This window comes from Veillonella sp. CAG:933 (genome assembly GCF_000431435.1).
Classification (GTDB): Bacteria; Bacillota; Negativicutes; order Veillonellales; family Veillonellaceae; genus Veillonella_A.
The window spans coordinates 55299-68602 of sequence record NZ_HF986209.1; the positions used below are offsets into that span (position 1 = coordinate 55299).

A 13304-nucleotide genomic window follows, 5' to 3' on the forward strand; every position below is an offset into this window, starting at 1 on the left:
GGCAGCTGCGGCTATTGCTTATACCGTTATCGGTATGCTGGCGTTACAGCCGAGTGTGTCCTTCTTCGGTATTGCTCTTTGCGGTGCCGTACTGGGGTTCTTATATTTCAACTCCAACCCGGCTAAGGTGTTCATGGGTGATACCGGTTCCTTGGCATTGGGCGGTGCCTTTGCGGGCATGGCTATTTTAACTAAAACGGAATTATTGCTCATCATTATCGGCGGCATTTTCGTAATGGAAGCATTGTCCGTTATTATTCAGGTAGTATCCTTTAAAACACGTGGTGTACGCGTTTTCAAAATGAGTCCGATTCATCATCATTTTGAATTGTCCGGTTGGAGTGAGCAAAAAGTGGTAAGCCGTTTTTGGCTTGGCAGTTGCTTGTTTGCCGTATGTGGTTTGTTAATTTATGTAATGCGATAGGTAGGCGTAATCATGGAGTACAAGGGTAAACGAATTTTAGTGTTAGGCGCAGGTCGGAGCGGTATCGGTGCCGCTCATGTGTTGGGATTAATGGGGGCTGACGTTACTTTAAACGATTATAAAGAAGTTGCGTTTACATCGGCTGAAAAGGCACTATTGGAGGAGGCTCATGTAACCGTTATTACCGGCCGCCAGAATAATGAATTATTGGCGGCTGTTGATCGTATTGTAGTTTCACCGGGGATTGCTCTTACCATTCCTATTTTAGTGGAAGCGGCTAAACGGGACATGGATATTGTAGGCGAAGTGGAAGTGGCCTATGACATTTCCAAAGCACCTATTCTCGCTATTACTGGTACAAATGGCAAAACTACGACTACTACATTATTGGGCGAAGTCATGAAACAAACCGGTCGTCCTGTAATGGTGGGCGGTAATATTGGCGATTCATTGAGTGAAGCAGCCTATGAAATTCCGGCGGATGGTTATTTGGTGGCAGAAGTTTCCAGCTATCAATTGGAAACGGTAAAAACATTTAAACCATTGGGTGCCATCATGTTGAATATTACGCCGGACCACTTACAGCGCCATAAAACCATGGAAGCTTATCAGGCGGCTAAAGAGAATGTTTTTAAGCAACAAACATCGAAGGAGCGAACCGTCCTCAATATGGACGATCCGTTAGTGGCGGGGATGGTACCGCGCGTACCGGGCAAAGTACTTTGCATCAGTCAGGAACATGGTGTGACGGATGGAGCGTATTTTGCGGATAATCAGTTGTTTGCCGTTCGTAATAATGAAGCGGAAGCTGTTATCAGCACGGCGGATATTCATTTGCCGGGCCGACATAATATTGAAAATATTTTGGCAGTCATTGCTTTGGCTTATGATTTAGGTATTACCGCAACACAACTGCATGATGTAATCGCTAATTTTAAGGCTGTAGAGCATCGTCTGGAACGGGTTACGGTTATCGATGGAGCTACTTATTTTAATGATTCGAAGGCAACCAATACAGATTCTGCCATTAAAGCATTGGAATCATTTAAGGAGCCCGTTGTTTTGTTGGCCGGTGGCTATGATAAGATGACGGATTTAACCGATTTTATGAACATGGTCAAAAAACATGCCAAAGCGTTAGTCCTCATGGGTGATGCGGCAGCGCGTTTTGAAGAATCCGCTAAAGCGGCCGGTGTTGAAGACATTGTGCGCGTCCGTTCTATGGCCGAAGCGGTAGCGAAAGGTCATGAATTGGCGAAACCGGGTGATGTGGTTTTATTGTCGCCCGCATGCTCCAGTTTTGACTGGTATCATTGTTTTGAAGAACGAGGCGATGATTTTAAAAATGAAGTATATGCATTAGCTGATATGTTGGCTAATAAGAAGGGGTCTTAGTCATGAAGCGTATAATTATTTCAGGAGGTGGCACGGGTGGTCACATTTATCCTGCCATTACCATTTATAAAGAAATAGCCGCTATGACGGAGGCTGAATTCTTATATATCGGGACCGATAAAGGCCTCGAAGCTACCTTGGTGCCTAAAGAGGGAATTCCTTTTAAAACATTGCCGGTAGAAGGTTTAAATCGTAATTTGTCATGGCATGCATTGGTGACCTTGGGCAAAACGCTTAGTTCTTTGTGGCAGGCCGCGCGCATTATTTCGGAGTTTAAACCGGATATTGTAATCGGTACGGGCGGTTATGTGTGCGGTCCGATTTTGTTGGTCGCAGCACTGCGGAATGTGCCGACTCTTATTCAGGAACAAAATACCATCGGCGGTATTACGAATAAAATCCTGAGCCGTTTTGTCGATGTAGTAGCGGTTGGTTTTGAAGATGCAAAAAAAGCATTTCCTAAAGCAAAGCGACTTGTCTATACCGGTAATCCGGTGCGTCCGGAAGTATTGGTGGATACCCGAGCGGAAGGGCGTGAGTTTTTTAACTTAAAAGATGATGAGTTTGCCGTACTTATTGCCGGCGGCTCACGTGGGGCACGCAGTATTAATACAGCCATGATTGAAGTACATGAGTATTTTAAAAACCGTAAAGGCATTAAATTGATTCATGTAACCGGGTCCGGTGAGTATGATCGGGTCCTTGAAGCATTGCATATTAAAGACGGTGAGGCCTACAGTGATTCATCAATAATTTTGCCGTATTTGCATGAAATGCCGAAAGCCTTGGCGGCTGCCGATTTAGCTGTATTTCGTGCCGGCGCCGTTGGTCTTGCGGAACTTACGGTGCGAGGCATTCCGTCAATTTTAATTCCGTACCCGTATGCGGCGGAAGATCATCAAACGTATAATGCGCGGGCGTTGGTAAGTGCCGGAGCGGCTCGTATGATTGTGGATAAAATGTTACAAGGTAAAGATTTGATTGGTGAAATCGAATTCTTCATGAACAATCCGCATGAATTGGGGCATATGTCGGCGGCAGCCAAGACGTTGGGTAAACCGGCGGCGGCTCACGATATAGCCCAATTAGCGCTGGAAATTGCAAAGTAAGGAATAAGGAGAGATTGCACCATGTTAAATGGTATTCATAAAATACATCTTATCGGCATTGCCGGCTCAGGTATGCGAGCCATTGCCAACATTTTAATCAGTCAGGGGTTTGAAGTATCCGGTTCCGATATTCAGGAGTCAGCCGTGACAGAGCGTTTCCGTAAAATGGGCGCCACCATTCATATCGGTCACAATGCGGACTATGTAAAAGGGGTTGATGCGGTTGTTCGTTCTACGGCTATTCACGCAGATAATCCGGAACTTATGGCGGCTCACGAATTACAGATTCCTATTTTACATCGCTCCGATATCGTTAAAGCCGTGTTGGATATAACAAAGGGCATTGCCGTCGCCGGTGCGCACGGCAAAACCACGACTACCTCTATGCTGGGGCAGATTTTTGTGGAAGCCGGCCTAGATCCGACGGTTATTATCGGCGGTGAAGTCGATTATTTGGGCGGCAGCAGTCAGTGGGGCCGCGGTGAATACAGCATCGCCGAAGCCGATGAAAGTGACGGTTCGTTTTTAGAATTGAATCCGAAGGCCATCGTTATTACCAATATTGAAAATGACCATATGGACCACTACGGTACGATGGAGCATTTATTGGATGCTTTCTGTGAGTTTGTCGGTAAATTACCTAAGGACGGTAAAGCCGTTGTCTGTGGCGATAATCCGTCGATTCAGAAAGTGATGCCCCGTGTAGATCGTCATTTCGTAACGTATGGTCTCGGCGAAGACAATGATTACAGGGCTCGCAATATTCATTATGAAAAAGGTATTTTGGTTTATGAAGCCATGAAGGGTGATGAAGTGATTGCCACTATTCGCCTTAAAGTGCCGGGTACGCATAATGCGTTAAATTCCTTGGGTGCTTTTGTTATGGCTACGGATTGTGGCATTCCGGCCGACGTAGTTGTGGCCGCATTAGCTAAATTTACAGGTGCTAAACGTCGTTTTGAAACGAAAGGTCATGTTAAGGGCATATGGGTAGTTGATGATTATGCACATCATCCGACAGAAATTGCAGCTACTTTGAGTGCGGCCAAAGCTTTGGAATCACATCGCGTAGTTTGCGTATTCCAACCACATCGTTTTACCCGTACTAATTTATTGTTAAAAGAATTCGGTAAAGCTTTTGTGAATGCGGACGTATTATTTATTACCGATATTTACAGTGCCGGTGAAGATCCGATTGCCGGTATTGACGGCCATTCCATCCCGGATATGGTGAAAGCTACTACCGGTCAGGATGTTCATTATATTGCGGACGTAAATGATGTGCCGCAAACGGTAAAACAAATTTTACAACCTGATGATTTGGTAATTACTATGGGCGCCGGCAGCATTAGTCAATACGGACCTAAATTATTGGCAGCATTGGAAGAGGAATAATCATGAAAAATAAAAAAATTATCGTATTAATGGGTGGTCCTTCTAAAGAAGCAGAGGTATCTCGTCGAACCGGTGCAGCTATTGCGGAAGCGTTATGTAGTTTAGGGTATGATGCTCAAACTTTGGAATTGGTACCGGAACAATTGTTAGCCGATATTAAAGCATTAGGCGGCGAAATCGTATTCAATGCATTGCACGGCAAGTTCGGTGAAGACGGAGCGCTTCAAGGCTTACTTGAAATGGCCGGCATTCCGTATACCGGTTCCGGTGTTATGGCGCAAGCCGTAGGCATGAATAAAAAAATCAGTAAAGATGTGTTTGTAGGCGCCGGTATCCCGACGGCTGCAGCAAAATCTTATAATGCAGCAGCACAAAATGAAGCTGATATTGTTGCAGATATTAAAGCTAACTTTACATTACCGGTTGTTTTGAAACCGGCTACCCAAGGTTCCAGCATCGGCGTAACTATTGTACGTGACGATAGCGAGCTTACGGCAGGTGTAAAAGAAGCTCTCGTATATGATAATATTTTGGTGGTAGAACAGTATTTGGACGGTCATGAATTTACAGTTCCCGTATTGGAAGGCAAAGCCTTACCGGTTATCGAAATCAGACCACATTCCGGTGAATATGATTACACTTCAAAATATACGACAGGTGCTACCGATTATTTGGTACCGGCTCCGATTGATGAAGCGTTAACTAAAAAACTACAGGCTATCGGTGAAACTGTATATCGTGAATTACAATGCTCCGGCGTAATTCGCATCGACTTCATGACCAATAAGGCAGGGGAAGCGTTTGTGTTGGAATATAATACGATTCCAGGCATGACGGCGACCTCCTTGGTACCAAAATCCGCTAAAGCTATGGGGATGGATTTCCCTACCTTATGTGAAAAAATTCTGCTCACCGCCGGTTTAGGTAAGTTTTAAGTAAACTGGAGATACTGAGATGAATAGAGATAATCGGCCATATTCCGGTCCGGTGGAGGCAGTAAAACCAAATCCAACGGCCACATTCAGACCGCCCGGTGAACAATCATCGGGGGGCTATTCTTCGCCGAATTACCATGGGGAGCAACAATCGGTACATTCGCCAAGGAACCACAGTGGGGCGAATCGACCTTTATATGATTTTGATGGTGCCTATTCATCACCGGACGGTAATGGTGAAAACGGGTATTATCGCGATGGTGGCGAACCGCCGGAGCCACCGAAACATCCTCATGCATGGCGTCGTCGCGTTGTTTTAATCGGCGGTGGCTTATTATTACTATGGTTGCTTTTATTTATTTTGCCGATTCCGTTTGGCACAATAACAGTGACGGGTAGTAAAAATGTAACTGTATCAGATGTGATGGCGGCCGCTAATATACGGTATCCGATTAACCTGTTGCAGATTAATGCCGGCCAATTAGAAGAACGGTTGCAGCATGATTTGCGGGTAGACTCAGTTAAAGTAACGTATGTATTGCCGCTTACTTTACAAGTGAATGTAACAGAACGTCGGCCGGCGGCGGTAGTGGCGACGCAGTTCGGTTTTGCCACCTTGGATGCGAAAGGTCAAGTTATTAATATTGGCCCGGCCATCGAAGATACGTCAGCTACGATTATCTCCGGTATCAAACTGGGCAATGTATTATTAGGTGATACAATTGATACGCCGGTCATTAAAGGGGCTTTGTCGTATTTGAACTCATTAAGCGATGAAGGTCGTAAGGAGATTGCCGAAATTAATGTAGGTGATGTTAATCAGTTAATTGCTTATACGGTAGATGGATTGCCGCTTCATTTAGGCGATACATCGGATATGGATAAAAAAGGGCCTTTATCTGAAAATATGCTGCGTGATGTGAAGGCTCGCGGTGTGGCAGCACAATATTTGGATGTCAATGTAAAGGCGCCGTTTATTAAGACGCCTTAAGGGAATAATGGAAGAGGAAGCATGTTAAAGCAAGGTCGTTGGGCAATAGCGGCTGTAAGCATGTTGCTGGGGATTATGTTGGTTGGTCAATATAAAATGACGCAAAGCATAGCGGAAAGCAATATTCATTTGCAGCGAACAGGAGATTTAGCACGTGAACTGACCGCGGCAGAAAAAGAACGTGATGAGCTGCGGCAACAATTAGAAAAAATACAAAAAGGTGATGCGTCGGCCAGTGTGGTCAGCGACATCAATTTATTGAAGCAACGGGCCGGCCTTACAGATGTGACCGGACCCGGTGTGATAATCACTATTAATGACAGTAAAATACCGGTAAAAGACAATGAGAACCCGAACCTATACTTAATTCATGACGAAGACCTTTTGCGTGTTCTGAATGAATTACGAGCCGGTGGGGCAGAGGCCATTGCGGTTAACGACCAGCGGTTAACCGGCACATCGGAAGTTCGCTGTGCGGGACCGACGGTCATGGTTAACGGTAAGGTGTTTGGACCGCCCTTTGTAATTAAGGCAATCGGGGATCCGAAGACTTTATCCGCAGCGCTCACCATGCGTGGCGGTGTGGTTGAGTCTTTGAAGTATTGGGGCATTGAACTGAAGATTCAGGAAGTAGATCAGATGATTGTGCCAGCTTTTAACGGTACTTTTAAAGAAGAACATTTAAAGGTAGTCAAGCAAGGAGGCGATAAAAAATAATGATGTACTTATTTATCGTCGGAGGCTTGGTAGTGGGTATTATTATCGGTGTAATGTCACCGCTTGAAATCCCACCGGTGTATGCCAAGTATACATCGGTAGCTTTGTTGGCCGCTTTAGACAGTGTATTTGGTGGCACTCGTGCCGCGTTGGAACGAATATTTAATTTGTGGATATTTCTGACCGGGTTCTTTTCCAATTCACTATTGGCCGCACTCTTGGTATTCCTGGGAAATTTTGTGGGCATTGACCTTTATTATGTAGCACTCATCAGCTTTGGTTTGCGTTTATTTCAAAATACCGCAGCCATTCGACGTTTGCTTTTGTCAAGACGCACAAAATAAGGTATACTTTATTGTAAAAGAGTAGAAAAAATAAAAAAAATAGTGTAAAATGAAATGAAACTAGTTATAATAGTATTGAACATAATCATGTTGTTTGAAATAAAGGGCATATAAATTTTACGGGCAACAGGAGGAGGAACGTAAATGTCGGAATTCGCAAATATTAAAGTTATTGGTGTTGGTGGCGGCGGAAGTAACGCCGTAAATCGTATGATTGACAGTGGTCTTCAAGGTGTAGATTTCCTTGTAGCTAATACAGAAACACAAGCTTTGGATAACTCTAAAGCAGATATAAAAATTCAATTAGGTGAAAAATTGACTAAAGGTCTTGGCGCCGGTGCTAACCCTCAGGTTGGCGAAGAAGCAGCCCAAGAAAGTCGTGAAGAAATTACTAAAGCCCTTTCAGGTTCCGACATGGTCTTTGTAACCGCAGGCATGGGTGGCGGTACCGGTACCGGTGCGGCTCCTATCGTAGCTGAATGTGCACGTGAAATGGGCGCCTTAACTGTTGGCGTAGTAACTAAACCGTTCACATTTGAAGGTAAACGTCGTAAAAACCAGGCTGATAAAGGTATTGAAATGCTCACCAGCAAAGTGGATACCATTATCGTAATTCCTAATGATAAATTATTACAAGTTGTTGATAAGAAAACTCCTTTGAACGAAGCTTTCCGTACCGCGGATGACGTGCTTCGTCAAGGTATCAAGGGGATTTCCGATTTGATTACCGTACCTGGTCTTATTAACCTTGACTTCGCTGACGTTAAAACTATCATGACTAACCAAGGCGAAGCTCTTATGGGTATCGGTATCGGCGAAGGTGAAAACCGCGCTGTTGATGCTGCCAAAATGGCTATTAACAGCCCATTGTTGGAAACTTCCATCGAAGGTGCCAAAGGCATTCTCTTGAACATTACCGGTAGCGGTGATTTGAGCTTGTTCGAAATCAACGAAGCGGCTGAAATCATTTCCGAAGCAGCGGATCCTGAAGCTAATATCATCTTCGGTTCCGTTATAGATGAAAACTTAGGAGATCGTGTACAGATTACTGTTGTAGCTACGGGCTTCGGCGCACAACCTAAAACAGGTGCTGTTAAATCTCCATTCGGTGTAGGTCCTGAAATTCCTACATTTATGAAACGCTAAGTTGGTTGCTAAGCGTGTATGTGTGTACAGAGGAGGTAATTCTATGAACAAGAAAGTGTTAGTTGCTACTTTAGCTGCTACAATGTTAACAGGTGCTGCCTTCGCAGCTGCTGTGCCTGTAACAGACATTAACGAAGGTGACAGCAAGATTGGTGTTGAATACAGTTTCTCCCAGAGTGTAACCGGTGAAAGCGGTCATGCTGACGGTTTCGGTGTTAATTTACAGACCGGTTTAACTGACAAATGGGCTTTGCAGTATTCTTATAATAAAGTTAATCTTGATCAGAGCAGTGATGTAAAAGATCATCAGTTAAATGCTGTTTATGAATTCCATCCTAACTTTAATGGTTATGTAGGCGGTACTTACATTAAAGCCGGTGGTGATAATGAAACTGGTTTACAAGTTGGGGTAATCGGTCATATGCCATTGGCAGATCGTCTTCAAGGTTTTGCAAAAGTAGGCTTTGGTAATGATATTAAAAATACTTACCAAGTAGGTGCTACTTATGCATTAAATAATGAATTTGATCTTAGCTTGTATTATCAATATGATAAATACAGTGTAGACAATGGCGATGGTTCTGTTAAAGGCTTACATGCCGGTATCGGTTACAACTTCTAATTTCAGCACTGATGTCTTACAGATAATGTAAGGACTGAGAAAGAATTTGTGTCACATACTTTGTGAACACGCTATAAGCAATTTAAACCGTGAATATTTATCCTTTTGGGTAATATTCACGGTTTTTTGTATGCAAAAATTGAAAAAAGATGCCTCGTTTATGCTCTAAAGTACACGTTAACTTGCGTCTTAAACATGATTTATGCATAGCCTATATTGTATACAATATTCTTTTCTAAAAACAGCATATTTTTGTCATTTTTCAACGTCTTGCTCTTGTAAGTGGCTTTTTTTTCCGCTATTATTAAGTAAGGAATTGATTAATATCAGATGGGATGGTGTCGGTTATGACTATGAGTATGGCAGCAACACACGCAAGGGGAAAAAAAGCAAAGGACAATATTTTTGTCATGAATGCACGGGCGCAAGAAGACGCCAAAATTAATGGTAAAGAAAATGTACTTAACGGTACCTTGGGCTCCATTATGGACGAAGAAGATAATATTGTCTTTTTGAAAGCAGTAGAAAAAGAATATTTAAACTTGCCGCGTAATGAATATGTGGCATATGCACCGATTGCAGGGTTACCTGAATTCTTGGAAGCCGCTAAAAGCGAATGTTTTGGCGAATCCAGACCGGATGCTTTAATAGAAGCTGTGGCCACGGCCGGTGGTACAGGTGGGATTCATCACTTAGTACACAATTATACAAATCCTGAAGATATTGTTTTGACCGCCGATTGGTATTGGGGCGCGTATGAACAAATTTGCGGTGATAATCATCGACATTTGGAAACCTATCCTTTATTCGATGCAGAATTGAAGTTTAATTTTGAAGGCTTCAAGGCTAAAGTATTGGAAGTAGCGGCTAAACAGGAAAACGTAGTGACTATCTTCAACTCGCCGGGGAATAACCCGACCGGTTTCAGCTTAACCGATGAAGATTGGGATAAAGTCATTGCCTTTGCTAAAGAATTAATCGGCAATGGTAAAAATAAATTTATCATCGCTTGTGACGTAGCTTATATCGATTATTCCGGTGAAAAGCAGACCGTTCGCCGTTTCTTCAAAAAATTCAGTCAATTGCCAAAAGAAATTTTGGTAGTAGCATGTTACAGCTTATCTAAAGGTTTCACCATGTATGGTCAACGCGTAGGGGCTATGATTGGTATTACCTCCGATGCTGATGTTGCTGCTGAATTTAAGGAAATTAATGCGTTAACATCACGTGCTACTTGGTCTAATATTTGCCGTCCTGCTATGCGGACCATGGCGAATATTGTTATGGATCCGGCTAAGTTGGCTGCTCATGAAGCGGAACGTGCCGAATACTGTGAACTTGTTCAAGAACGTGCTCACATTTTTACTGAGGAAGCTAAAGAATTAGGCTTGCCATGCTTGCCATATTGCGGTGGTTTCTTCTTAACCATTCCGACTGAACATGCTAAAGAAGTTGTGGAAGAACTTACTAAAGAACATGTTTATGTTATTGCTTTGAAACATGGCGTTCGTATTGCTGCTTGCAGCATTCCTAAAAAACAAATGCGCGGCTTAGCGAAGATTGTATATGACGTAATGCACCGCTTAGGTCATTTATAGAATGTAAAAAATCCGGTGAACACAGGGTGCTCACCGGATTTTCTTTTTATTAGTCTAATGTTTTTGGGTATTAGTTTAATTTTGTATTTTTAGCCTGTTTGGCGGCTGCAATATCTTTGGCACTGGTAATATTACCTTTTTCGTCAACGAATGAAACACGATCCATTTGAGATATAACCTGGCCGCGAATGAAGTCTAAGTAGATGCGATATAATTCTTTTTTTTCTACTAATTCGGCTTCTGTTAATTCCTGACCGGATTTTTTCTTATGGGCTAATTCGTTGATGCGCGCTAAAACGTCATTTATTTCCATAAAATCCTCCATGTAAATTATTTATTTTCATAAAATTCTCAATACGAACTTTTCATATTCATTATAGCATATTCAGTCAAGCCGTTTGCCGTTACATCATGAGTAATGATATAATTGATGTCGAATGACAAATTATTTTGACCAGATACATTATCTTGTAAAGGTAAACTGTTTTGAATAAGTAATGTTATTTAGATTTATAAATTATTTTGAATGAGTATTCTAAGATAGATAAATGGAGCATAGAAGACAGAATGCGTGTAACGAAAGCCATTAAGGCAGAACAAATAGCTATTTTGGAAACCGTCTATAAAGATGCGAAACCTGCCTTGCATTATAACAGTCCTTTTGAACTGCTCGTAGCCGTAGTTTTGTCCGCACAATGTACGGATGAACGGGTTAATATTATTACGGCGCGATTATTTCCGACTTACAGTGATCCGGCCGACATGTTGGCGTTGGGAACGGCTAAGTTGGAAGTGTTAATTCGCGACTGCGGTCTCTATCGGGCGAAAGCAGCGAATTTAATAAAAACCTGTGATATTTTGGTTAATACTTATGGCGGTGAAGTGCCCCATGAGTTTGACAAATTGGTAGAATTGCCCGGCGTAGGGCGTAAAACGGCCAATGTGTTGGTGTCGGTATTGTTTGATACACCGGCTATTGCCGTAGATACTCATGTATTTAGGGTGTCTAATCGTTTGGGCTTGGCTCGCGGTAAAACGCCGGAAGAGGTAGAAGAAAAGCTCAAGAAAGCAATTCCGATGGAAAAATGGAGTGCCGCTCATCATTGGATTATTTGGCATGGTCGTAAAGTTTGTAAGGCCAGAAAGCCTTTGTGCGGCGAATGTCCGTTAGCTCATGTGTGTCCGTCAGCCGGTAAGGAGGCATAATATGAAGGAAGCAATGCAATCACTTATAAAGAAGTTTAAAGCAATCGGTGTTACCGGTAGCGCAATGGTAACGGAATTATTGCGTTTTCGCGTACTGGATCAAATACTTCAGACTAGTCCCGAAGTACGCCAGTGGGGGATTACGGGTGATAAATTATATGAATTGGCGCAGCAAAGTACCGTTGAAGTTTTTGGCGAACTTCCTTACGATCAAGTAGCCTTTGAATCTGTATACGGCCCTTCTTTTGCCGTAGAAGTGATGGACTTTATTACGGAGACGGGCTATGTGGAAGGCCTTGCGGCCGGTGAACAGTGGCGCTTGCCTTTTAAAGACATCATTGAATTCCACAAGAATTCGGAAGGTATTATCCTCTTTGCCAATATTGAAGAATATGCCGCCTTGGCAGAAGAAATTTTGCAAGCCATTCCATCGGAGCGTTTATTATTATATACATCATCCGAAACATGCTATAATTTATTTAAACAACTCTATCCGTTGGCTCCGGTTATTGATGAATGGCCGGAAGATGTTATTTTTGACCATATTGTAGCGGCGTCTACCGGCTTGTTCCGGGCACCGGTTGAAATTATGCAGGAATTGGCTAATCGGGTAGGCAATATTACAGAACTCGGTACAGCTCACTACTTCATTCCGATTAGTGCCATTCAGGACCAAGTGGGCATGAATCGCATGGCTGTTCAGTATATGTTGTTGCAACCACGTTTGGAAGCGATTCGCGAATGGGCGCCGCTGGGCACTTATGAATTTGTGTACACAAATCGTTCGGTTAAAAAAGTAGCCCTTGAGATTCGTGAAGTAATGGGGGACACATGGCGCTCCACACCGTTTATTGCTTTGCCGCATGAAGTTTTGGCTTCTATGGATACGTTCTCTATGGTACAGTATGCCTTATCGTTATGCGGTATAGAACCGGCTATGAAAGCGCAATTACCGACATTGGGCGAAGACGGTTTTACTTCCAAAGATCCTAAAGTTCCTTTATATGTACAAAAAGTATTTAATGCTTTTGAAGCGACCCGCTTGGAATTAGAACGTCAGGGGACTGAGGTTCAATTAAAACTGGTTGACCATGAAGGTCGTAAAGCAGGGGAAACTTTGGACGAAGATTCCTATGCGGAACTCATGGAACAAAGTAAAGTGGCCGAGGAGGATACAGCGTATTGGATGTTTACCAATCCGGAGGCTGCTTATATCTGGTATACCTATTTCCGCAGTCTACAGGGGGAACAGGTTTTAACCAAGCTGGCTCAAATGGTGTTGACGCCGGAAGCCTTATTACAATTGATGGGCAGTGTGCGTCGTCAAATTATTAAAGAAGAACCGTTGGCAGAATTGGCAGCTCGTTTTGAAAAAGCCCGGGCGGCTCGTAAAGCGGCCTTAGCTAAGGTCGACGCCGATTG

General features: G+C 43.2%; 12 protein-coding genes and 1 pseudogene. 12 read left to right on the forward strand and 1 reads right to left on the reverse strand.

The features are described from left to right. The 11 genes and pseudogenes from QZL64_RS08015 to QZL64_RS08065 form a co-directional block, all read left to right on the forward strand. A pseudogene (locus QZL64_RS08015) lies at positions 1–424 on the forward strand (phospho-N-acetylmuramoyl-pentapeptide-transferase); the annotation flags it as partial. A gap of 12 nt (positions 425–436) precedes the next feature. After that, positions 437–1819, forward strand: coding sequence for a UDP-N-acetylmuramoyl-L-alanine--D-glutamate ligase (gene murD / locus QZL64_RS08020; RefSeq protein WP_021841480.1), 1383 nt, complete (start codon positions 437–439; stop codon positions 1817–1819). 2 nt (positions 1820–1821) lie between these two features. After that, positions 1822–2928 (forward strand): undecaprenyldiphospho-muramoylpentapeptide beta-N-acetylglucosaminyltransferase, encoded by a 1107-nt coding sequence (gene murG, locus QZL64_RS08025; protein WP_021841481.1) that lies wholly within the window; start codon positions 1822–1824, stop codon positions 2926–2928. 21 nt (positions 2929–2949) lie between these two features. Beyond that, positions 2950–4323, forward strand: a complete 1374-nt coding sequence (gene murC, locus QZL64_RS08030) for a UDP-N-acetylmuramate--L-alanine ligase (protein ID WP_021841482.1) — start codon at positions 2950–2952, stop codon at positions 4321–4323. Positions 4324–4325: 2 nt separating this feature from the next. Then, positions 4326–5258, forward strand: a complete 933-nt coding sequence (locus QZL64_RS08035; protein WP_021841483.1) for a D-alanine--D-alanine ligase — start codon at positions 4326–4328, stop codon at positions 5256–5258. Positions 5259–5277: 19 nt separating this feature from the next. Next, a complete protein-coding gene (locus QZL64_RS08040; protein ID WP_021841484.1) occupies positions 5278–6249 on the forward strand; it encodes a cell division protein FtsQ/DivIB in 972 nt (323 codons plus the stop codon). 21 nt (positions 6250–6270) lie between these two features. Then, positions 6271–6966, forward strand: a complete 696-nt coding sequence (locus QZL64_RS08045) for a DUF881 domain-containing protein (protein WP_021841485.1) — start codon at positions 6271–6273, stop codon at positions 6964–6966. Further along, entirely contained in the window at positions 6966–7310 is a 345-nt protein-coding gene (locus tag QZL64_RS08050; protein WP_021841486.1) for a small basic family protein, read from the forward strand. Before QZL64_RS08045 ends, QZL64_RS08050 begins: the two co-directional genes overlap by 1 nt. 144 nt (positions 7311–7454) lie before the next feature. Next, the gene (ftsZ, locus tag QZL64_RS08055) at positions 7455–8456 is read left to right on the forward strand and encodes a cell division protein FtsZ (protein WP_021841487.1); all 1002 of its coding nucleotides are present in this window, start codon (positions 7455–7457) and stop codon (positions 8454–8456) included. 43 nt (positions 8457–8499) lie between these two features. Next, positions 8500–9078 carry an outer membrane beta-barrel protein gene (locus tag QZL64_RS08060; RefSeq protein WP_021841488.1) on the forward strand — a complete coding sequence of 193 codons (579 nt, stop codon included), beginning with the start codon at positions 8500–8502 and terminating at the stop codon, positions 9076–9078. 347 nt (positions 9079–9425) lie between these two features. Then, positions 9426–10676 carry a pyridoxal phosphate-dependent aminotransferase gene (locus QZL64_RS08065; RefSeq protein WP_021841489.1) on the forward strand — a complete coding sequence of 417 codons (1251 nt, stop codon included), beginning with the start codon at positions 9426–9428 and terminating at the stop codon, positions 10674–10676. 70 nt (positions 10677–10746) lie between these two features. Here QZL64_RS08065 and QZL64_RS08070 read toward each other — a convergent pair whose 3' ends face one another. Continuing rightward, positions 10747–10989 carry a DUF896 domain-containing protein gene (locus QZL64_RS08070; protein ID WP_021841490.1) on the reverse strand — a complete coding sequence of 81 codons (243 nt, stop codon included), beginning with the start codon at positions 10987–10989 and terminating at the stop codon, positions 10747–10749. Between the two features lie 254 nt (positions 10990–11243). On the opposite strand from QZL64_RS08070, the gene nth reads away from it, so the two are divergent. Continuing rightward, entirely contained in the window at positions 11244–11882 is a 639-nt protein-coding gene (nth, locus tag QZL64_RS08075; protein ID WP_021841491.1) for an endonuclease III, read from the forward strand. The last annotated feature ends 1422 nt before the right edge of the window (positions 11883–13304 follow it).